Below are 21,885 nucleotides of genomic sequence, written 5' to 3'. Positions count from 1 at the left end.
TATCCTCCGAATTCAGGCGTTCGCGGCGGCCGGGCGACCCCGACCGCGCTCGATGTCGTGGAGCAGCCCACCCTTGCGGGCGTAGACGGCCCAGGTGATCAGCACGCAGGTGACGTAGAAGATCAGGAAGGCCCAGAGAGCCGCCTCCGGCCCGCCGGTCAGCGCGATCGAGGAGCCGTAGCCCTTCGGGATGAAGAAGGCGCCGAAGGCGGCGATCGCCGAAGTGAAGCCGGTGATGGCGGCCGATTCCTTCTCGGCCTGCAGCCGCCGGGCTTCCGGCGTCGCCTGCGGCATCAGCCGGCCCATTTCCTTGCCCATGATCGCCGGGATCATCTGGAAGGTGGAGGCATTGCCGACGCCGGCGGCGAAGAACAGCACCAGGAACGAGGCGAAGAAGCCCCAGAAGGCATGCGGCTGATCCTTGATGCCGATGAAGTAGAGCACGCCGCAAACCCCGGCCATCATCAGCATGAAGACCCAAAGGGTGACGCGTGCGCCGCCGTACTTGTCGGCGAGCCAGCCGGTGGCCGAGCGCGACAGCGCGCCGACCAGCGGGCCGAGGAAGGCGAACTGCAAGGCGTTGACATCGGGAAACAGCGTCTTCGACAGAAGCGGGAAGCCCGCGGAATAGCCGATGAAGGAACCGAAAGTGCCGGTGTAGAGCCAGCACATGATCCAGTTGTGCTTGCGCTGGAAGATGACCGCCTGCTCGGTGAACGAGGCCTTTGCGGAGGCGATGTCGTTCATGCCGAACCAGTTGGCGAAGGCGGCGATGACGATGAAGGGAACGAAGAAGAAGCCCGCGTTCTGCAACCACAGCGGCGCTTCGGCGGCGGTGGCGGTCGCGGCGACCATCGCCGGCTCGCCGCCGAACATGCCGGCGGTGATGACGAGCGGCACGACGAACTGCACGACACTGACGCCGAGATTGCCGAGGCCGGCATTGAGCGCGAGCGCGTTGCCCTTCTCGGCCTTCGGGTAGAAGAAGGAGATGTTGGCCATCGAGGAGGCGAAGTTGCCGCCGCCGAAGCCGCACAGCAGCGCAAGGACCAGCAGGATGAAGTAGGGCGTGTCGGGGTTCTGCACCGCATAGCCGATGCCGAGCGCCGGGATGATCAGCGACCAGGTGGTCAGCGTCGTCCACAGCCGTCCTCCGAAGATCGGGACCATGAAGGAATAGAAGATGCGCAGCGTCGCGCCCGACAGGCCGGGCAGCGCCGCCAGCCAGAAAAGCTGGTCGGTGGTGAAGGTGAATCCGACGAGCGGCAGCTTGGCGACGACGACCGACCAGACCTGCCAGACGGCGAAGGACAGGAGCAGGGCCGGGATCGAAAGCCAGAGATTGCGGCTGGCGATCTTGCGGCCCTTCTCCTGCCAGAAGGTCCTGTCTTCCGGACGCCAGTCGGTGAGCACGGACGCGCTTTCCCTGGCCGGCCTGCGGGCAGGCGTCGCCATGCCCTGCATTTCCGGGAAGGGCGGCAGCGCCTCGATGGTCTCCTGCGAGGCCTCCTGTTCCATATGGCGGACGGCGAGATGCATCCAGACGAGCGAGCCGGCGGCGATCAGGAAGAGCAGCATGAAACAGCTCGTCCACAGGCCGGTGAGATCGAGAAGCAGGCCGAAGACGATCGGCAGGATGAAGCCGCCGAGGCCGCCGATCATGCCGACCAAGCCGCCGACGGAACCGACGTTCTTCGGATAGTAGACCGGGATGTGCTTGAAGACGGCGGCCTTGCCGAGCGCCATGAAGAAGCCGAGGATGAAGACGGCGACGGTGAAGCCGACGACACTGAGCTCGGCGTGGAAGGCGATCGGGCCGTTGACGCCGTGCACGACATAGTCGGTCGGTGGATAGGAGAGGATGAAAGTCGTGGCGACCGAGACGAGGAAGGTCCAGTACATGACGCGCCGGGCGCCGTAGACGTCGGAGAGATGGCCGCCATAGGCGCGGAAGAGGCTCGCGGGGACCGAGAAGAAAGCCGCAACGATGCCGGCGAGGCGGATGTCGACGCCATAGACCTTGATGAGATATTGCGGCAGCCACAGCGCCAGGGCGACGAAGGCGCCGAAGACGAAGAAGTAATAGAGCGAGAAGCGCCAGACCTGGATGTTCTTCAGGGGCTCCAGTTCCATCCAGGTGCTTTTCGGCCGCTCGCCGGAGCGGCGGCGCTCGACGAGGACCGGATCGTCCTTGGTGGTGAACCAGAAGACGATCGCCATGACGACGAGGGCGGCGGCCCAGATCTCGGCGACGGCATGCCAGCCGAAGGCGACGAGCACGAGGGGAGCGAAGAACTTCGTGACCGCCGAGCCGACATTGCCGGCGCCGAAGATGCCGAGCGCCGTGCCCTGCTTTTCGGCCGGATACCAGCGCGACACATAGGCGACGCCGACGGCGAAGGAGCCGCCGGCAATGCCGACGCCGAGCGCGGCAAGCAGCATCTGCGGATAGGTCGTGGCGTAGGTCAGCAGGAAGGTCGCCACGGCGGCGGCGAGCATCGTGCCGACGAAGACCACGCGGCCGCCGTAGCGGTCCGTCCAGATGCCGAGCGCCACGCGGATCAGCGAGCCGGTGAGGATCGGCGTGCCGACCAGAAGGCCGAACTGCGTTTCGGAAAGGCCCAGATCCTGACGGATCTGGATGCCGATGATTGCAAAGATCGTCCACGCTGCAAAACAGACGGTGAAGGCGATGGTGCTCATCGCCAAAGCTGCCTTCTGACCCTGTGGACCGACGGTTATCGCGCTGGTCATAGTCCTACCCCGGCTCGAATTGATCGAATTTCCCTATCGATTAAGAGACAGGAGCCGGGGTTTGTTGTTGATTTGGGTCAATCACCTTCCGCTCTATACATTCTAAGACAAATAAATCTCTTTGGCATTCTAAAATGATATTTATGTATACTGAAATTTACTTACTTGTGCTCTTCGATTGACATTTTTTGTTTTGTTGACCGATACTGTCAGCTATGAGGCAAGGCTGCACCGATGCGAACCGATGATGTCGAAAAACTAAAACACCTGAATATCCTCGAAGGGGTCAAGCAAAGCACCTTCGAGAAGATTATCGTTCCGAGTTTCTTGCAGTCTTTTCCAACCGGAACGGTATTGCTCAAGGAGAACAGCCCGGCGGATTTCCTCTATATCGTCCTCGAAGGGCTGGTGGAGATGTCGGCTTCCTCCATGAAAAGCGAGACGGTGATCGAAATCCTCGGCCCGGCGAACCTGTTCATCCTGGCGGCCGTTCTCAACAACGACGTCAGTCTTCAATCCGCCAGGACGCTGACGCCTGCCAGGATTCTGATGATCCCGGCCTCGCTGATCCGCGATCTCATGGCCGAGGATCCCGATTTCATGCGCGCCGTCGTGTTCGAACTGGCTCGGGCATATCGTCGCACCGTCAAGGAACTGAAGAACCAGAAGCTGCGGCACGGCACGCAACGGCTCGCCAACTGGCTCTTGCGCGAGGGCGACAACCAGGGCGGCTCCCGCACGATCAAGCTTCTTTTCGAGAAGCGGGTGCTTGCTTCCTATCTCGGCATGACGCCGGAGAACCTGTCGCGCGGCTTTGCCGCGCTCACCGATTATGGCGTGGTGTCGAGCGGCAACCGCATCGAACTATCCGACCGCGCGGCGCTGGAGCACTTCGCCTCGCCCTCCTTCCTCATCGACGCGGCAGAACCAACAACGATGGCGCAGATCGGGACCGGCTGGCACGAATCCTAGCGGCTGTTAGATTCCCAGCAGAGCGGCACTTTTGGGCCCGATGCAGGCGAAGGCAACGATGTGGAGGTCTGCAAGCGTCTGGGCACGGCTCTGGTGGTCCTTGGCATTCTCCATCCTCAAGAGCCTTTGGCCGCTTCACTTCCCGCACATCAATGCCGCCATACTTCGAGCGCCCCTCGTAAAGGGCCACGTCGCTGACGGCGTACTTACGGGTATAGCTCTGCAGCCGACAACCCGGCCCGGTGCTTTTTTCAAGATACTTGTGATCCACTCGTCGCTGAAGCGGGACGCTTTATTCTCTGCCTCCATTTCCGGAGAACAGACTGACCCCAAACCGAGGACATTCCAGGACGGCATGTCAGCAGCAACGGCGGTCTTGACCGCTGACACGAACCGTCGCGGCTCCATACAACGCCAAAAGCCCCGAGACATTTCTGTCATCGGGGCTTCTGCATTGGTCTGGTTGCGGGGGCCTGAGAACACAGAGACTTGTAGGTTTTTAGGCCCAGGCCAGCCTGCGACGACAGTTTCCCTTTGCGCCAGCAGGTCAACCACGATGCATCGTTGAACTCACTGACCAAAAGGGGCCGGTTGCTGACAGTCTGCTCTCGCGATCAAATTACGAGAAGCGGCCATCCTGCTGCTCAGGCGTCCATAGGGCCAAGCACGGATTAGCCCTACGCGATGTCAGTAGTCGCCTCCAATTGACAATCTCAATATATCCTATAATCTGGATATATGGATAACAATACAGCGATCGCGGCGCTCGGCGCCTTAGCTCAGACCACACGACTTGAGACCTTCCGGCTTCTAGTCCGGCATGAGCCCGATGGCATCCCGGCTGGCGAGCTCGCCCGTCTCATCGACGTGCCGCAGAACACCATGTCGGCGCATCTCGCAACGCTTTCGCGGGCAGGCTTGGTGACGAGCGAGCGGCAGAGCCGGTCGATCATCTACCGGGCGGACCTCAACTGCCTGCGTGAGCTGACGCTATTCCTCCTGAAGGACTGCTGTGGCGGATCGACAGAACTTTGCGCCCCGCTCATCGCCGAGTTGACGCCCTGCTGCGCCCCGGAGGCGAAGCTGTCATGAGCGCGATCAAGTTGGAGCAAATTGAGGGCCACGACGCTGGCCTCAAGGCAGCCTTGACGGAAGCGCATCTGCCAACTGATGACATCGAGGATCATGGTCGCACCTTCTTCAGGGCACAGTCATCGGATGGCCGGGCTATCGGTTTCCTCGGTGTCGAGCGCTGCGGTGATGACTTTCTCCTCCGTTCGGTTGTCGTGCTTCCCGATTATCGGGGGCAAGGACTGGGCAGCGTTTTGGTCGAGCGGGCGGTGGCGAGTCTCGATCATGCCGGCGACGTCTTCCTTGCCACGACGAGTGCAGCACCGTTCTTCACGCGCATCGGATTTTCTGAAGTCCAGCGGGACAGCGTTCCCGCAGCCGTGCTGGCGACCCGCCAGCTTTCCTCCATCTGCCCATCATCGGCGACGATCATGAAGCTTATCAAGCCGCCGACCTAACCACGGATCACGACCATGACCGACAAGACCTACAACGTGCTGTTCCTCTGCACGGGCAATTCCGCTCGTTCTATTCTCGCCGAATCCATCCTCAACAAGGAGGGCGGCGGACGGTTTAAAGCCTTCTCCGCCGGCAGCCAGCCGAAGGGCGAAGTCAATCCGCATGCTCTGAAGGAGCTAGAAGCGTTGGGCCATCCATCGACGGGCTTCTCGTCGAAGAGCTGGGATGCCTTTGCCGGGCCTGATGCCCCTCACATGGATTTCATCTTCACCGTCTGCGACAGCGCCGCCGGCGAAGCCTGCCCGGTCTGGATCGGCCATCCGATGACCGCCCATTGGGGTGTCGAGGACCCGGCCGCCGTCGTGGGCTCGGAAGTCGAGATCCAGCGCGCCTTCGCTCAGGCCGCGCGATTCCTCAAGAACCGGATCGCGGCGTTCGTCAGCCTGCCGCTGGCATCCATCGATCACATGGCGCTTGAGACGAAGCTTCGCCAGATCGGTGCGATGGAAGGTTCGACATCGCCGCAGGGAAAGTCCGCCTGATGTCCACGTTCGAGCGCTATCTGACCATCTGGGTATTCCTGTGCATCATCGCCGGTGTTGCCCTCGGCCATGTCATGCCCGGTCTCTTTCAGATCATCGGTGCGGCCGAGGTCGCCAAGGTGAACATTCCCGTCGCGATCCTGATCTGGCTGATGATCATTCCCATGCTGCTCAAGATCGATTTCCGGTCTCTGGCGCAGGTCGGCACCTATTGGCGCGGTATCGGCGTGACCTTGTTCATCAACTGGGCTGTCAAGCCGTTCTCCATGGCGCTGCTCGGCTGGTTGTTCATCGGCTGGCTGTTCCGCCCCTACCTGCCTGCCGACCAGATCGACTCCTATATCGCGGGGCTGATCATTCTCGCCGCGGCTCCCTGCACGGCCATGGTGTTCGTTTGGAGCAATCTGACGCGCGGGGAGCCATTGTTCACGCTGTCTCAGGTCGCGTTGAACGATGCCATCATGGTCGTCGCCTTCGCGCCGATTGTCGGTCTGCTGCTCGGCCTCTCCGCCATCACCGTGCCTTGGGATACGCTCGTTCTCTCCGTCGCCCTCTATATCATCGTGCCCGTCATTATCGCGCAGGTCATCCGCCGCCGGCTCACGGCTGAGGGAACGACGCGAGCACTGGATGGCGTGCTGGCGAGGTTGCAGCCGATCTCACTGGTGGCGCTGCTCGCGACGCTGGTTCTGCTCTTCGCCTTTCAGGGTGAGCAGATCATCGCCCAGCCCGCCGTCATCGGCTTGCTCGCCGTGCCGATCTTGATCCAAGTCTATCTGAACTCCGGGCTTGCTTATCTGCTCAACCGGATGACCGGCGAGCGGCATTGCGTTGCCGGGCCATCGGCTCTGATCGGCGCCAGCAATTTCTTCGAGCTTGCGGTTGCCGCCGCCATCAGCCTGTTCGGCTTCCAGTCTGGTGCCGCACTCGCCACCGTCGTCGGCGTTCTCATCGAGGTTCCGGTCATGCTCTCGGTCGTCTGGATCGTGAACCGCTCGAAGGACTGGTACGAGGCCGCCCCTGCTGTTTCCAGAACCACTGTTACAGAAAGGCACTGACCATGGACGCGACCATCTATCACAACCCCGCTTGCGGGACGTCCCGCAACACGCTGGCGCTGATCCGCGCTGCCGGGATCGAACCTTTTGTCATTGAGTATTTGCAGCACCCGCCGACGCGCGAGCAGCTTGCGACGATGATCGCGGACGCTGGCTTGAACGTTCGGGAAGCCATTCGCGAGAAAGGCACGCCTTATGCCGAACTCGGTCTGGACAACCCAGACCTCACCGACGACCAGTTGCTCGACGCCATGATCGTGACGCCGATCCTGATCAATCGCCCCTTCGTCGTGACACCGCTCGGCACCCGGCTTGCCCGCCCGTCCGAAGTCGCCCTCGACATCCTGCCCGATACCTTCAAGGGGCCGTTCTTCAAGGAGGACGGTGAACAGATTCTCGATCAGGAAGGAAAGCGCATTGCCTGATATATTCCCAGCATTACAGGGCGATCACCTGCACTCGATCGATCTCGACGCCCTGTTTCCTACAGTCTCGACGCATCGCCCGCGCATCCTGATCCTCTACGGATCACTGCGCGAGGTATCCTATAGCCGCCTGCTCGCATTCGAGGCCTGCGGGCTGCTCGAACGGCTCGGATGTGAGGTTCGCCTGTTTGATCCAAGGGGTCTGCCGCTGCCCGACGAAGCGCCGGTGAGCCATCCGAAGGTGCAAGAATTGCGCGATCTTTCGCAATGGTCGGAAGGGCAGGTCTGGGTGAGCCCGGAACGCCATGGCGCGATGACCGGCATCATGAAGTCCCAGATCGACTGGATTCCACTCTCGGTAGGATCGGTCCGGCCGACGCAAGGCAAGACCCTCGCTGTCATGGAGGTTTCAGGCGGTAGCCAGTCCTTCAATGCCGTGAACCAGATGCGCATTCTCGGCCGCTGGATGCGGATGATCACCATCCCGAACCAATCCTCGGTCGCCAAAGCCTATCAGGAGTTCGACACCGATGGCCGGATGAAGCCATCGTCCTACTACGACCGGGTGGTGGATGTGTGCGAGGAGCTGGTGAAGTTCACCATTCTTACGCGCGATGCTTCCGCCTATCTCACCGACCGCTACAGCGAGCGGAAAGAGCAAACGGCCGAACTTGAGAAGCGCGTGTCGCTGCGCTCAATTTAAGTGGGTCGAGGCAGCGACGAGCGTCCGCTTGGTCGCCGTCGCAACCGCGATAAAGGCTGCGATGCCGATAGAGCCGAGGGCTGCGCTTAGGATAAGCGATGCGCCTATACCGAACTGCTCCATCGTCGCGGCAAAGGCGAAGGGGGCCGCAGCGCCGGCAGCCAGCCTTGCCGCCGCCATCTTTGCAGTCAGTGCACCATACCCATCCGAACCGAACAGATAGAGGGGCAAGCTACCCTGCGCGATGCTGTTGATGCCCGATCCGAGACCAAGGCAGACCGAGAAAGCGACAGCACCGGGGAGCCAGTTGCCCGATAGCGCCAAAATGACGACGCTCAGCACCATGAAGGTAGCGGAGAGGACCGCGAGGCCCGGTGGCGCGAGCCGCGTGCCGAAGATCATGTTGACAAGGCGGCTGAGAACCTGTGCCGGGCCGAACAGGGAGCCGATGACGACGGCGGTGCTTCCGAAGCCGAGCGTTCCGAGCATCGGCACCATATGCGCCAGCATCGCGCCAAGGGTGAAGCTCAGCAGCGCGAATGCCGCCGACACAATGAGCACCGCGCCGCGGCGGCGCTCTCGCGGGATGGCGCCGACGACGGGTTCGCGCATCGGTTTTTGCCCGCCGGCTGCGGCTACCTTGCCCTTTCGCATGATCCACAGATGGAACGGCACGCAGACGGCAAGATTGAGCCCGGCATAAACGAGATAAATCTCGCGCCAGGTGATATAGCCGAGCAACGCCGTTGCGATCGGCCAGAAGATCGTGGACGCGAAGCCAGCGATCAGCGTGAGATAGGTAATGCTCCTTGATGCCGACCGGGGATCGGCTTCGACCAGCGCCGCGAAAGCCGCCTGATATTGAACCATACCGGACGATATCTCCAACAGGACGATGGCCAGCGCAAAGATCGCCACCGATGGCGACCAAGCGCAGAGGATCAAGGTCAAGGCGGACAATGCCGAGCCGATTGCCATGACCGATGCAGCGCCGATACGATCCATCTGCCGCCCGATGTACGGCGCGGACAGACCGCCAACGAAGAGCGATGCCGAGAAGACCGCAAAAACCTGCGCAACGGTAATGCCGAGATCCGCCGCCATGCCGGGCGCCAGAATGCTGAAGCTATAGTAGAGCGTGCCGTAGCCGATGATCTGGGTCAGGCCAAGTGCAGCGACGATGCCGACAGGAACGTTCCGATCACGCAACGATATCGCCCTCGCTCCGGGCAGCATCCGTCTTGCAGCAACCATCGGGCCGCTGCACACCCTCGCGGATCATCGGATGGCCGGCGCAGCAATCCTCCATCAAGAACTTCACGAGATCAGCCAGCGCATCGTAGCTCGCGCTATAGACGATCGAGCGGGATTCCCGTCGTTGCGCGATCAGGCCCGACCGTTCCAGTTCCTTCAGATGGAAAGACACATTCGATGGTGAGACGCCCATGCGCTCGGCAATCAGCCCGGCAGCCAGCCCTTCCGGTCCGGCGACGACCAGTGTGCGGACGATGGCGAGACGCGTTTCCTGCGACAGGGCCGCGAATGACGTGAGGGCTTGACGCTCGTCCATATTTCAATAATCCTTGAATCATTGAACAATAGGAGTAGCGCACATGAACGTAATCGACAAGGCTGTTTCCTCCGATATCACGCTTGGCCAGCTTCTCGACGGGCTGACGGTCGCGCCGGAAGCGCCGCTGGTGTTTCTTTATGAAGGGCACCCGGTAAAGGCGGGCTACCACGTCACCGAGGTTAAAGCAGGCGCGTTTTCGGCACTCGACTGTGGCGCCAACCCGGAAGCTTGGTCGGAGATGTTCATCCAGCTCTGGGATATCGACGAGGATGGTCGGAGCCACATGCCGGCGGGTAAGTTCTCCGCGATCATCCGCAAGGTTTCTGATCACGTTCGGCTCGACCCGGCAGCCAAGCTGACCTTTGAAGTCAGTGACGGAAATCAACCAATGGCCCTCTACTGCGCGTCATCGCCGCGCCCCACGGGAGATCGGTTTGAGGTGGCTCTGACCGCGCGGCCTTCGAGCTGCAAACCGCGTGATCGTTGGTTGGCGGAGAAAACCGAGATGGCAAACTTCTCCTGCGGTCCGGCAGTGATCGGGTCGAAGTGTTGCGTCTGAGAGTGGCAAGACGCCTGGCGAGAAATAGTGCCGGAAGGTTACCAAGCGGCACTACTAACGGCGCGGAACGATTTACATCCTCCCCAGGAAGGAGTTCATTGTCTCAAGGATTCCCGGATACTGGTCGGATGACAAAGCCGATAGTTCGTCGACCAATTCGATGACTTCGCCGTCTTCAACTTTCTGGTCGTGAAGACTCACCGTTCCCAGGATAGTCTGTCCATTGTCCGGGCGGCTACTCATGATGAGCGCGATCATGGCCGCGACATTTGTTGCATCCTGGTCCTGCTGGTTTGGGCTGTCGATGATCATTGGCGCCGTGAGGGCGGAGGAGAACTGGAAGACAGTCTTCATGACTGCGAGATGGTAGGCAAGAACCGCCCGCGGCTGATCGCTTCCAGTGTCGTTGACCTTGCGGACGATCTTGCCCGCGCTGTCGAAGTCGATCTTTCGAACATTGAGGGTCCGCAGGAAGCCGGCCATGAACTCGGCGTAGCAGGCCTCGATCTCCTTCCTGCGCTTCTTGTCATCTAGCTTCTTTACCTCGGCGTCGATCTCGACGATCTCCCCCGCCCTTTTGTCGACTTCCGCCCGTATGTCGTCGAGCTGCATGTCGAACAGGCCCCGCGCCATGTTCGCGCTGGCGTTTTCAATGACCTCCCTGAGGGTCAGGTCCCCTTCCTTCTCGACAAGAGTTCCGGACACCTTTTCAATAAACGCGTCGGTACTGTCCAGACGCGCCTCCACCTTGGCCGCCCTCTTCCGGATATCGACAAGCCGGTCATGCTGATCGCGGAGGAACTGGGCGCAGGCTTCACGATCGTCGAGAATCGAGAACTTGTGCGTGAAGTCGTTGTCGTGGACCGTGCCGCATGTCGGGCAGAAGATTTCCTCCCCGGCCTTAGCAGCGTACGCGTAGTCCTTGCCCAGTTCCTCCATCGCGAGTCGGGCAATCCTCATCTGCTCCGTCACGAGTTCACGCTCGTCGACAAGGCCGGCGAGCTCGGCAGCGCTCTTCAATCGAACCGCCCGCAGGTCGCGCAACTCCACGAGGAGGCGATCCACGGATTCACGATGCTCGAGTTCGCTGAATTCCGTACCTGTGAAGGCGGGCTGCAGGTTCAGCTTGGCCACGGCCTTTTCCAGCACCTGACGGTCGCGGCCGAGTTCGGTTATCTCCAACTGAACCGAGGTCTTCTTAGCCTGCAGTTCGTAGTACCTGTTCGGCCTGATGCCGGAGTGAAACTCGACGACGGCCTTCCGCGGGTTCTTGTACTGCCCGCGGATGTCGAAGGATTCGAGCGACTGCTTCCAGCCACTGTCCTGATCGATGTAGAAGGGCATGAACATGTAGGCCGGCGGCGGCGTCTCGGTCACGCCGGACCTGTTCGGCAGCACCAGGCCGAAGTCGAGCATCTCCGCCAGGAACGGACCCAGTTCGGACGTGACGCTCCTAGTCGCGATGAGGAGATCTCCCTTCTCGTCGAAAATCCCGAAGGACGATCCGTCCCTGACTATCGAGAAGCGTTCACCATCGATGGCGAAGGACACCCGCGCCTTCACCTTGGCCTTGAGCCACTCCGGATGCATTCTCACTGGTGCGCCAAAGGCCCAGTAGAGACTCTTGATGACCGAGGACTTCCCTACGTCATTCTCGCCGATGATCACCGTCAGCCGCGGGTGGAACTCGACCGTCCTGCCCTTCCGCTCCGTCGTCGACAGGAGTTCTAACTTCTCGAAGCGCAAGTTTTTCATGATTCTTCAATCTGAGATTTCTGACGAGCTGCTGAAAGCGTTCGCTGCTAGACATCGTGGAACTCGTAAAGGATGACGGCGCGGAGATAGTCGTCGCTCACGGCCGGATCCCAAAGGTGCGCAAGCTGCCTGACCTCCGGAAGAGCGGCGTCCACCTCCGTCAAAAGATCGCGAGCCCCCACGACATGGGGTGCGACTACGTCACGGACAGCCTTCCTGAATCTTTGCGGCCCAGGTCCATACCGGGAAAGGCGGTCATTGACGTAGAGCTTCCACGCCGCACCGATATCGCGCCGCCGGACTATGTTCGTTATGTCAGGAGCGATTTGCAGCCAGTCGACAGCCTCCGTGCGCTTCCTCTTGAACTCTTCCAGACGGTCATCGACCAGCTTCCGCGTCACGAACGATTCGGACATGCCGGAAAAAGTAGTGAAATCGACGTCCATGCGCTCCCGCTGGCGGCACTCTTCAAGAAGCATGAGGGCGAAGGCGTAGGTGCTGGTATCCGTCATGCCGGTCTGCTCGATGACGAACTTCTGGACGGCGCCCATGATCGTGTCGCTGAAGCTGACGAGGTTCATGGTGGAGCAGCAGAAATGGAAGAGCTTCGAGTGCTCTTCGAGGAAGTCAGGATCCTGCTCCTTCAGGCGCTTTCTGAAGGATTCGATCTTAGATGCCGCAGCAGTGTCGAATTTCGTCTCGTCATGGCCCTCGGCAAGATCCGAGCACATCTGGTTGGTAACGAAGACCAACCTGTCGGTATGTCCGGGAAACCGCTTGTAGTTGTCGTACATCTTCGCAGCGAAGGACAGCTTCTTCTCCGGCGACGCGGCGCCGGGCTTTGCCTTCGTCGTCTTGCCTTTCGCGCCCGGCGACGCGGAAATGCCGGAAAGTGTCCATGTGCCGGTCTTCTGCGTCTTCACCTGGAAGAACGTGACTTTCGTGGGACTGCTCATGCTGTCGAGCTCGAGCACGTCGTCGTGAAACTCGAACGCAATCCCGAAGTCGGCAACGGTCTTGTAGAGCTGGAGTATGCGGGACAGCCCCCAGGCTGCCTGATACTCGAACCGCTCCACCGCGAGCTTGCCACCCTTCTCGCGTTGAGGCTCCTTCAGGAGGTCTTGCCTTATGTCCAAGCTGTTCAGTCCGAATCAAGATGATCGCTGCATCTTATACGTGTTCCTCTGAAAGACGAGGCGCACGCCGAATCCTTCAACAGTTTCAATCGCGGAAGGAGGACGTAGCACCTGCCGAAGCGGCGCGTCCGCTTCCGGACCCCTCCTGTCGCTCGAACACGCGCGACGTGCCGCCTATCGCCCGTCTCGCTCCGCCATCTCCAGTGCCTGGCCTATCGTTCGCGCCTGACCGCGATAGGGTGCCGCCCGCCTCGAAATATCCTCGAAATCCTGTCGGTCACGCGATCGGTGCGGCGGGCGGTCATCCCATCGGGCGATGATCTCATCCAGATCATCGAAAGAAAGTTCGGTACGCCGCTTCCGGTCCCAGCGCAGCTTGCCTTTCTCATCCTTGTAGGGCACCGCAACGCGTTTCCCCACATGGTAGTGGCCGAACATATCCGGCCCGTTGTTCATCGAGCTGACCTTTGCCCGACAGTTGTTCCTGACCAGTGCGCGCAAGCCCAAGGCAATGACCTGGGTCTGGATTTTCTCAAGCCGTTGGGGATGGCTGGATAGGATCGTGCCGACGATCCGGTCGATCGAGAAGCGTTGTTCTCGGGAAGATTCCTCGATCAATCCTTCAAGGAATGAATGAAACTCGCGTAACTCCAAATTGCTCATTCGGTCGCTCCGTACATCTCAAACTCTGATTTGAAACCACACCCGGAACAAGTCAAGAACGGTCGGAATCTTTTGCACAAGAGACGAAGCTTGTACTCCACGACCTGATTCATGACTATTGGATCAGGCAGCGCACATAAGGTTCGGCAAGGGTATCAAGGAACATCTGCTTCACGAGCAGCCCGTTAGCCTCCGCCTGGCTCCTCGCCATGTTCGGCAGTTCCTTCCTGGCGCGCCGCACGTCGTCGAGACCCATATGCTCATCTCGCTCGTCCAGGTCGACCCGCAGGACGTTGGGCTTGCCAACAAGCAAGTAAGCCTGTCCGAGCGCGTTCTTGCTCTGAGCGCGAGAGGCTAGCCGAAAAAGAAGCGGGATCGTCGAAGACACGCCCCATGCGATCTTGCCGCCCTCAAGATGTCGTTTAGCCAATGTGACGGTCTCCTCTCCGGTTCCTATCGAAAGAATTCGGATATTCTCGCGGGGGACATCGTAACAGGCGAGCGCGTCCACCAAGGCGTTCATGATTGGGTTGTTCGCCCAGATGCCTCCGTCCAGCATCTGGTATCCGTGGCTGTCGACCGCAGACAGATACGAAGGCGCCGCAGCGGTGTGAAGTGCGATGTCGACCAGCGCCTTATGCCGGTCCTTCTTGTAGTCAGGATGGTGCGGGGTCTTGTAGATGAAGGGTTCGCCGTACTTCCCCTCGAAGCAGGGAATGACGGCACGGCATGTCGCCGAGTCCAGCACCTCGTGACCGAAGACACGAAGCAGTTCGTTCCGCAGGCTGGCTCTGCGATGCTTGGGACGAAAGAAGGACTTCAGCCAGTGCCAGAGGCCTGTCCCGAACTTCGGTTCCGGAAAGATGAACTCCCCCCGCTCGGTGTAGATCTTCGAGATTTCGGTCGCTGACTTCCCGGTGGCGAGACCGAGTGCGATGATGCCGCCCGTCGATGTGCCCGCCACCATGTCGAAATGCTTCGCGATGGCTTCGCCACCGAGGTACTTCCGCTCGATCTCGGCGAGATAGGCGGCGCCGAAAAGACCACGGATGCCGCCGCCGTCCAGCGAAAGGATTCGAAACGGCCGATCCTTCGGCCAGGGTTGCTTGACGCGGGTTTGCTCGAGCGTACCGTCGGAGCGCCGCGGAGGAATGTAGTTCATGGGTAGTTCTCCACATTGATGCGTCGTCCGGTAGAAGGGGGATGGCGACCGCCGCCCTCCCAGGCCCCGGTCATGAGCCAGAATTCGTAGCAGGCGAGCCAGTCGATCGTCCAAGGCACGATGGTCTCCGATACGAAAAGCCAGCCACTCCACTGTTCTCGCGCCGGGTCGAAAAGACATAGCACCGGATCGCGGTCACGGTTGTAGACATGGGGAAGCGATCCTTCAGGATTGCCAGGAAGGCGTGTCAGCCGCGGACTTACAATCCTGACTTCCGGTCCGGAAATGACCATGCCAGTGCTGTACGCGATCTGAACATCATAGGACCGGGTAAGCGGCTTCAGCGTGCCCTGCCAGATCACCGCATCCTTTCCGAAGGTACGATGAGCAAACGAAGGCCAGGCCGCGCGCATGTCTGCGACCTGCTCCTCGATGGTCAATGGAAGGAACGCCATCAGACAGCGTCCCCGAAGAAGTCGTGGCGGCTCGCGGCGACGGGTGCAGCAGCAGCCTTCGAGGTGATAAGCGTGGGCGCGGCCGCGGCCGTGGAGGGAACGAGGATTCCACCCGCCCTCGTGTAGCTCTGGCTCGCCTGTTTCACGGCGCCGCCCGTCTCCTGGGCGATCTTCCTGATGGCTTCGTTCACCACGTAGTCGCCGAAGAGCTGGCGAAGTTCCGCAGGAATGTCGACAGGATCCATTCGGCCGGAGCGAAGATGGTTGAGCGCAGCGACCAGGTTGGCGAGATCGTCGGCGAACTCGTTCTGCTGATCGATGGATTCCGGCCAGCGATCAGTGAATTCGTCCTGATCCCAGGTGGGATTCACGACAGTCAGCGTGCTTCCGAGCGAGGAAGCTCGACGAATGTCGATGATCAGCAGATTGCAGAGCGAGATCAGTGCGTCGCTCAGCGTCCTGCCCGGACTGGCGGAGCGAGCTGCATAATTCGCGAGAAGCACCGAAGGGGCCATCCGGCCGGAGCGGCGCTTGCGGTCATGGGTGATGTTCCGGTAGCGCTTCACAAGCTGAAGAGCCAGCGTCGCCATGTTCTTCACGACGAAGGGCGCCTGATCCGGCACATCGTCGACTTCGGCGTCTGCGCGGAGGCGATCGTGGTCGTTCCACCTGCGGCGGAAGGCCTCTGAGACAGCAGTCTCAACCGGAGTGCGGGACTTGTAGTGCTCCGCGAAACCGTAGGCATTGCTCGGAACCTCGCAGTCGTCAGGTCCCGGATGCGGCCCCTTCGCGTGCATGATCTGGCTGCGCCTTTCAGGCGTCCCCTTCTCCCGGAAGGCCGCGCTGACGTCGAGGTGCATCCTGTCACCATAGACGAGCGTGACGCAGCGCGTCTGGCGGATCACCTTCTCGACAGGATAGTTGGTCAAGGCGGCCTCGAGGGCCTTCAGAACACCGAGCGGACCGAGGTGGCGGTATTTCCCCGCAAGCTGGGCGATGATGTCGATGTCGTACTCGTCGTCGGTGCCGCGGGTCGAGATGGTGGCATCGATTGCCATCGAACCCTGCGGATAGAAATGCTCGATACCGTCAGCAAAGAAGGTGGTCGCTTCCAGATGGCGACGGACGGCTTCGTAGCGGCTGACCGCCTTCGCGTGGAGAGAGGGCGGAAGCTGGATGTTGAAGGCGATCTGCGCGAGGATCCGGTCGACCGGATCAAGGAACGGATCAATCCCAGTAAATGCACTCACGTTCATGTTCGATTTCCTCTGAAAGTTTGATCGACTTCACCATGTTCACACGCATGCTGGCTCCCCTCTGGTTCGCTTTAATTTAAGTCAAATTATCGCTACTCCGAACAAAATGAGGATGTTGCCTTCCGGAGTCAAGGGCCATATTATACTTCTACACCGAACAAAAATAACCAACGAACGGTTCCGTCATGTCACAACCCACTTTCGGCAAGAGAATCAAAGAGCTACGCACAGCCAAAGGCTTGACGCTCGATCAGCTTGCGACCGCAACCGGCTGTTCGAAGAGCTACATATGGGAGCTGGAGAACAAGGATCCACCACGTCCTAGCGCGGAGAAGCTCGCCGACATTGCCGCCGTCCTGGGAGTCACCACAGACTATCTGATCGGACGCGAGGAGGTCACCCTGGCCGACGCCGAGGACAAGGCCTTCTTCCGGGAATACAGCCGGATGCCGGACGACACCCGCCAGAAGATCCGCGCGATGGCGAAGCTCCTTGGAGGAAAGAACGGCGAATGATCAGGTCACCCCGGAGAGCTGCCAACGATATCTCCCTGGTGCTGAACACCGTTCTCGGAAAGGACAGGTTCTACAAGGGACCTGTGAACGTAAGCGAGCTTGCACTCGAGTACACGAAACAGGTTGCACCCGACAGTTATATCGAAAGGATCGCCGCCGACGATCTTCCCGGCTGCGAAGGGGCCCTCGTGCCAGGCGAGACGAAGCCCCGGCGCTGGGCCATCATGTATGATCGGAAGCAGAGCGCAGGTCGCCGGGCCTATACCATCGCGCATGAGCTTGGCCACTTCGTCCTTCATCGCAACCTGGTCGATGACGATCCGGATTTTGACGGCGGGTTCTACTGCACCAAGGACGCCGTCGAACACGGCGTTGGCAGAGATATAGAGAAGGAGGCGAACGAGTTCGCCGCCAATCTTCTCATGCCGCTCGACGACTTCAGGCGGTTCATCCCTTCGGACAATCTCGCAGGGTTCACCCGCCTTGGCGAGGCCGCGGAACGGTATGGCGTGTCCTTGACGGCAGCAACGCTGCGATGGTTGGAATATACGACCACAAGGGCCATGGTGATCGCCTCCGTCGATGGATTTGCTCTCTGGGCGAAGTCGAGCGAAGCCGCGTTCAAGTCTGGGCGCTTCCTCAGGACGAAGAGCGAACTATTCGAACTACCTACGGCCGCTCTTGCAGCACGGAAGGCATACGGTAACGAGTCCTTGGAAGGCATTCGACAGAACGCCGGTATATGGTTTCCCGAGCCAGTTATCGAGATGTGCATGCGGACTGACAAGTACGATTTCGAACTCACCCTGCTGCATTTCGAGGGCAAAGCGCCCGCATTTCAGGCCGAGGATGCGCTCGAAGACTCTTACACCCAGTTTTTCAAGACCGCAGCGCTGGGGAAGTAAACCTAATGCTTGCGGTTCACGGGTACTATCGTGCAATCGATAGTCTTGGAGGCCACCTAGTCTTCCCCATCACAATCGTCTCAGCGCCAAACAGATGCCCGCAATCATATGTTAGGGCAGGCCGATCCATTGCCGTCCGCGACGGCAAGCGGTTGATGTTCTGGTTGGGATCCTTGATGTTGCAAATCTGTATCTGACCGCGTGAACGGCAAGCCATTGCTTTGAAGAATTGAAGCTGATCAGAAATTTTACCGTTGTGAATGTTCAAAGAGTCTCCGCTGGTGTCCCAGCACCATAGTAAGGATGACTGGGGCCAGTTGAACCGCTCCGGGCCGCGTGTGGCGTCGGACGGTCCTATGAACGACAGCTTACGGGGCTTGTAACGGATAAACTCAATGGCCGGAATGGGGGCGCAAAACTGTCATTCATCAAAAGCAGCTTTGCCGTCTTTGACGGTTTAAATCAGAAATCATTTCCGCTTCCGCCACGATCCTTAACGCACCAAGCGGGTGCACTTTGATTGTTGATCACTTCGAGCATGCCGTGAGATAGGCTTCTAACCGAGCGTTTTATGTTGGTTGCGAATCTCGGCGCCCCGGACGTTGCTCGAGGCAAAATTCCAGATTTCAAAGCCTGCCTTGCAAAGACGATAGCCGCAAATGGGCGCGCATGAGGAGGCTGTCGGCGGGCAGTGCTAGTGGCGGCACGTCGATATCTGCAATTTTCCAGGCCTCATCGGCAGGCAGGCCGAGGCCGCGCAGGATTGAGGCGACGACCTGGCGCACATGCGCCGTGCCGATCGGGTGCTCGACCTGACGCAGCACGCACAGCAATACCGCCCCGACAATTAGGTCCAGCAGCACTTCGACAGGTTCATCGACGAAGCGGCCCTGCGCCGCTCCTTCGGACAGATGCCGCGGCAGGTAGTCGTTGATCAGCGATGCAGGCCCGGTCGCTTCGAGCCCTGTGGCGCGGATGAAGCCCGCGAACAGTGGAAACGCTCGAGCTGTCTCGATGAAGAGTCGTAATCCGAACGCCACCCTTCTCGCCGGGTCCGGAATGGCAAGCACCACCTGTTCGACATAACCCGCCAGTTCATCGGCCAATTCCTGGCTGATCGCGACTGACAGGTCACGCGTCGAGGAGAAGTATTTGTAGAAGGTTCCGCGCGAAACATCCGCAGCACGGATCACGTCGTCGATCACCGCCGCCTCTGCCCCCTTTTCCGCAAACACCGCCATCGCGCTTTCCACAAGGCGGCGGCGCATTGCGTCGCGACGGCGCTCAGCGGTTCGGCTGCGGTGATCGGGCGTGGCGTCTGACTTCTTCATGAACGGCACTTTACAGGGCATCGCAGCAATTTGAAATGACACTTGCATCATAATGACAGTTGTGTCATTTTATATATCGGAGAACCTGCCATGCTACAAACACCGAAGATGCACGAAGCAACGCTGCGCGTGGGACACCGCGATATTTTTGTTGCCGAGATGGGTGACGGCCCGGCGCTCGTGATGCTGCACGGCGGAGGACCGGGAGCCTCTGGCCAATCGAACTTCGCCCGGAACATTGCCGCGCTCGCACAGGATTTCCGGGTGATCGTGCCGGATATGCCGGGCTATGGCCGGTCCTCGAAGGGGATCGACAAGCGCGACAGCTTCGGCGATCTGGCAGGCGCGTTGCGCGGCCTTCTCGACACGATGGGCATCGCGCGCGCCCACTTCGCCGGCAACTCGCTGGGCGGGGCGGCGGCGCTGCGGTTGGCGCTGGAAAGCGCTGAACGGGTCGACCGCCTGGTGCTGATGGGTCCGGGCGGCATCGGCACGACGCGGAGGCTGCCCACCAAGGGGCTGAACCGGCTTTTGGATTACTACAAGGGTGAGGGTCCGACCCGCGAAAAGATCGAAGATTTCATCCGCAACTATTTGGTCGCCCCTGGGATTGTGGTCGACGATGCGCTGATTGACGCGCGTTATCAGGATTCGATCCGGCGCGAGGTCGTGGCCAATCCGCCGCTGACCCGCCCGCCGGGCCCGCGGGCCATGTGGAAGATGGACCTCACCCGCGACACACGGCTGCGCGAGCTGCCCCACCCGGTTCTGGTGCTTTGGGGCGCAGTCGATCTGGTCAATAGACCCTCCGGCGCCCTCTGGCTGCAGAAGAACCTGCCGAATTGCTCCGCCTATCTGTTCGCGGGCACCGGACATTGGGTGCAGTGGGAACGCGCCGATGAATTCAATGCGGTCACCGCGGCTTTTCTGAAGGCGGAAAACAAATGAGCTTTGACACAGATCTGATCGTGCTGGGCGCAGGTCCGGTGGGCATGTGCGCAGCGATCGAGGCCGGCCGCCGCGGCAGACGCGTGATCGTCCTGGAAAAGCGCGAGGTCGAGGATCCGGCAGGCGCGAAATGCAACACCGTCGCCGCCCGCAGCATGGAGGTGTTCCGCGGCTTCGGCATTGCCGATCAGGTGGCCGCCCTCGGGCTTCCCGATGACTTCCCTACAGATGTGGTCACCGCCACCTCGGTGACGGGGCCAGAATTCGATCGCCTGGAGCTGCCCTCGCGCCGAGAACGCGGCGAGCCGCGCTTTCCCGACAGCGACTGGCCCAGCCCCGAACCCATGGTCCGGCTGAGCCAGATCTATCTGGAGCCGATCCTGAAACAGGCGATGCAGACCACTCCCGGCGTGACCGCCCATTACCGGACCGAAGCGACCGAGGTGGCGCAGGACGCCGAGGGCGTCACCGTCACCGCGCGCTTTCCCGATGGCGGCCTACGCCGTCTGCGCGCGCCCTATCTCCTTGGCGCGGACGGCGGGCGGTCGCTGACCCGCCATGCCATCGGCACCCGGCTGATGGGGGATGCGGAAATCGCCCGATCCCGATCGACCCTCGTGCGGGCGCCGGGAATGCGCGCGCTTTGGGGGAACCGGCGGCCCGGCTGGATGACCTGGGTCGTCAACGACAGGGTGCGCGGCATCCTTGTCGCCATCGACGGGCGGGACACCTGGCTTCTGCACCGGGCGCTCCCCCATGGCGTCGCCGATTTCGAGACGGTCGACTTCGACGACTCGATCCGTGCGCTGCTGGGTGTCGACCGCTCGTTCCAATACGAGGTACTGAACCACGAAGACTGGATCGCCCGGCGCATGGTCGCCGAGCGGATACAGGACGGGCGGATCTTCGTCGCCGGGGATGCGGCGCATCTGTGGGTGCCCTTCGCCGGCTACGGCATGAATGCCGGGATCGCCGACGGGATGAATGCGGCCTGGGTGATCTGCAACCTGCTGGAGGGCTGGGCGGGTCCCGCGATGCGCGACGCCTATCAGGCCGAGCGGCATCCGATCACCGAACAGGTCTCGCGCCATGCGATGCAGTCGATGCTCGACATGGTGGATGCGCTCGGCGGCAGGCCGGTGCCCGAGGTGTTCTCCTCGCGCTGGAACCCTCTCGGCATGGTCATGCGCAAGGTGATGGGCCGCCGCATCGGGCCGATCAACCGCGCGCAGTTCCTACCCGAGGGGCTGAACTTCGGCTACTACTACGAGAATTCGCCGATCATTGCCGCCGACGGCAAGGCGCCGGCCTATACGATGGCAGGCCATACCCCCTCGACTGTGCCGGGATGCCGCCTTGCGCATGTGCTGATCGGAGCCACGCCGGTGCAGGACCTGCTGGGGCCGGTCTATACGCTGTTCCGCTTCGACCCGATGCTGGATACCGACCCGCTGATCGCCTCGGCCGCGCGCCGGGGCATGCCGCTGAAGCTCGTCGATGCGCCGCACCCCGGCCATCCCGCCTATACCCATCCGCTGATCATCGCCCGCCGCGACCAGCATGTCGCCTGGCGCGGCAAGGCCCCGCCCTCCGATCCCGATGCCCTGATCACCCGCCTGTCTGGCCATGTCGAAGGAACCTGA

General features: G+C 60.9%; 22 protein-coding genes. 12 read left to right on the top strand and 10 right to left on the bottom strand.

Features of this window, described 5'->3' with window-relative positions; all coding sequences use genetic code 11:
- Positions 1-12 precede the first annotated feature (12 nt).
- A complete protein-coding gene (locus L0976_RS07420) occupies positions 13-2,754 on the bottom strand; it encodes an MFS transporter (protein WP_304951648.1) in 2,742 nt (913 codons plus the stop codon).
- A gap of 234 nt (positions 2,755-2,988) precedes the next feature.
- Between L0976_RS07420 and L0976_RS07415 the strand changes: the two genes are divergently transcribed.
- The 7 genes from L0976_RS07415 (at position 2,989) to arsH (ending at position 7,984) form a co-directional block, all read left to right on the top strand.
- The gene (locus L0976_RS07415) at positions 2,989-3,726 is read left to right on the top strand and encodes a cyclic nucleotide-binding domain-containing protein (RefSeq protein WP_234186756.1); all 738 of its coding nucleotides are present in this window, start codon (positions 2,989-2,991) and stop codon (positions 3,724-3,726) included.
- A gap of 738 nt (positions 3,727-4,464) precedes the next feature.
- Positions 4,465-4,818 (top strand): helix-turn-helix transcriptional regulator, encoded by a 354-nt coding sequence (locus L0976_RS07410; RefSeq protein WP_234186755.1) that lies wholly within the window; start codon positions 4,465-4,467, stop codon positions 4,816-4,818.
- Positions 4,815-5,255 (top strand): arsenic resistance N-acetyltransferase ArsN2, encoded by a 441-nt coding sequence (arsN2, locus tag L0976_RS07405; RefSeq protein WP_234186754.1) that lies wholly within the window; start codon positions 4,815-4,817, stop codon positions 5,253-5,255. Before L0976_RS07410 ends, arsN2 begins: the two co-directional genes overlap by 4 nt.
- Before the next feature lie 15 nt (positions 5,256-5,270).
- Positions 5,271-5,798 carry an arsenate reductase ArsC gene (locus tag L0976_RS07400; protein ID WP_234186753.1) on the top strand — a complete coding sequence of 176 codons (528 nt, stop codon included), beginning with the start codon at positions 5,271-5,273 and terminating at the stop codon, positions 5,796-5,798.
- A complete protein-coding gene (gene arsB, locus L0976_RS07395; protein ID WP_234186752.1) occupies positions 5,798-6,856 on the top strand; it encodes an ACR3 family arsenite efflux transporter in 1,059 nt (352 codons plus the stop codon). Before L0976_RS07400 ends, arsB begins: the two co-directional genes overlap by 1 nt.
- A gap of 2 nt (positions 6,857-6,858) precedes the next feature.
- Positions 6,859-7,281: an arsenate reductase (glutaredoxin) gene (gene arsC, locus L0976_RS07390; protein WP_234186751.1), complete on the top strand. Its 423-nt coding sequence runs from the start codon at positions 6,859-6,861 to the stop codon at positions 7,279-7,281.
- Positions 7,256-7,984, top strand: a complete 729-nt coding sequence (arsH, locus tag L0976_RS07385) for an arsenical resistance protein ArsH (protein ID WP_370643615.1) — start codon at positions 7,256-7,258, stop codon at positions 7,982-7,984. Before arsC ends, arsH begins: the two co-directional genes overlap by 26 nt.
- Here arsH and arsK read toward each other — a convergent pair.
- On the bottom strand, positions 7,976-9,220 hold the full coding sequence (gene arsK / locus L0976_RS07380) for an arsenite efflux MFS transporter ArsK (protein ID WP_234187059.1): 1,245 nt from the start codon (positions 9,218-9,220) through the stop codon (positions 7,976-7,978). The two genes, arsH and arsK, sit on opposite strands and share 9 nt — an antisense overlap.
- Positions 9,186-9,554 carry a helix-turn-helix transcriptional regulator gene (locus L0976_RS07375; RefSeq protein ID WP_234186750.1) on the bottom strand — a complete coding sequence of 123 codons (369 nt, stop codon included), beginning with the start codon at positions 9,552-9,554 and terminating at the stop codon, positions 9,186-9,188. The genes arsK and L0976_RS07375 overlap by 35 nt, the downstream gene beginning before the upstream one ends.
- 43 nt (positions 9,555-9,597) lie before the next feature.
- On the opposite strand from L0976_RS07375, the gene L0976_RS07370 reads away from it, so the two are divergent.
- The gene (locus L0976_RS07370) at positions 9,598-10,116 is read left to right on the top strand and encodes a DUF6428 family protein (protein WP_234186749.1); all 519 of its coding nucleotides are present in this window, start codon (positions 9,598-9,600) and stop codon (positions 10,114-10,116) included.
- A gap of 72 nt (positions 10,117-10,188) precedes the next feature.
- Here L0976_RS07370 and L0976_RS07365 read toward each other — a convergent pair whose 3' ends face one another.
- The 6 genes from L0976_RS07365 to L0976_RS07340 form a co-directional block, all read right to left on the bottom strand.
- Complete coding sequence (locus tag L0976_RS07365) at positions 10,189-11,871, bottom strand: AAA family ATPase (protein WP_234186748.1); 1,683 nt, start codon at positions 11,869-11,871, stop codon at positions 10,189-10,191.
- 47 nt (positions 11,872-11,918) lie between these two features.
- Entirely contained in the window at positions 11,919-13,007 is a 1,089-nt protein-coding gene (locus tag L0976_RS07360) for a dsDNA nuclease domain-containing protein (protein ID WP_234186747.1), read from the bottom strand.
- Positions 13,008-13,181: 174 nt separating this feature from the next.
- Positions 13,182-13,670 (bottom strand): hypothetical protein, encoded by a 489-nt coding sequence (locus tag L0976_RS07355; RefSeq protein WP_234186746.1) that lies wholly within the window; start codon positions 13,668-13,670, stop codon positions 13,182-13,184.
- 115 nt (positions 13,671-13,785) lie between these two features.
- Positions 13,786-14,832, bottom strand: coding sequence for a CBASS cGAMP-activated phospholipase (locus L0976_RS07350; protein WP_234186745.1), 1,047 nt, complete (start codon positions 14,830-14,832; stop codon positions 13,786-13,788).
- Positions 14,829-15,287, bottom strand: a complete 459-nt coding sequence (locus tag L0976_RS07345) for a hypothetical protein (protein ID WP_234186744.1) — start codon at positions 15,285-15,287, stop codon at positions 14,829-14,831. Before L0976_RS07345 ends, L0976_RS07350 begins: the two co-directional genes overlap by 4 nt.
- Positions 15,287-16,543, bottom strand: a complete 1,257-nt coding sequence (locus L0976_RS07340; protein ID WP_234186743.1) for a nucleotidyltransferase — start codon at positions 16,541-16,543, stop codon at positions 15,287-15,289. The genes L0976_RS07345 and L0976_RS07340 overlap by 1 nt, the downstream gene beginning before the upstream one ends.
- A gap of 185 nt (positions 16,544-16,728) precedes the next feature.
- Here L0976_RS07340 and L0976_RS07335 point away from each other — a divergent pair, with 185 nt between their 5' ends.
- The gene (locus L0976_RS07335; protein WP_234186742.1) at positions 16,729-17,058 is read left to right on the top strand and encodes a helix-turn-helix domain-containing protein; all 330 of its coding nucleotides are present in this window, start codon (positions 16,729-16,731) and stop codon (positions 17,056-17,058) included.
- Entirely contained in the window at positions 17,055-17,963 is a 909-nt protein-coding gene (locus L0976_RS07330) for an ImmA/IrrE family metallo-endopeptidase (protein ID WP_234186741.1), read from the top strand. The genes L0976_RS07335 and L0976_RS07330 overlap by 4 nt, the downstream gene beginning before the upstream one ends.
- 626 nt (positions 17,964-18,589) lie before the next feature.
- Here L0976_RS07330 and L0976_RS07325 read toward each other — a convergent pair.
- Positions 18,590-19,294 carry a TetR/AcrR family transcriptional regulator gene (locus tag L0976_RS07325; RefSeq protein WP_234186740.1) on the bottom strand — a complete coding sequence of 235 codons (705 nt, stop codon included), beginning with the start codon at positions 19,292-19,294 and terminating at the stop codon, positions 18,590-18,592.
- Positions 19,295-19,384: 90 nt separating this feature from the next.
- Between L0976_RS07325 and L0976_RS07320 the strand changes: the two genes are divergently transcribed.
- On the top strand, positions 19,385-20,242 hold the full coding sequence (locus L0976_RS07320; RefSeq protein ID WP_234186739.1) for an alpha/beta fold hydrolase: 858 nt from the start codon (positions 19,385-19,387) through the stop codon (positions 20,240-20,242).
- Entirely contained in the window at positions 20,239-21,885 is a 1,647-nt protein-coding gene (locus L0976_RS07315; RefSeq protein WP_234186738.1) for an FAD-dependent monooxygenase, read from the top strand. Before L0976_RS07320 ends, L0976_RS07315 begins: the two co-directional genes overlap by 4 nt.

Origin of the sequence: Shinella sp. NM-101 (assembly GCF_021401195.1) — a bacterium.
Lineage (GTDB): Bacteria > Pseudomonadota > Alphaproteobacteria > Rhizobiales > Rhizobiaceae > Shinella.
Note: the sequence above shows the minus strand (reverse complement) of the source record. Positions and strands in the feature narration are given on the sequence as shown.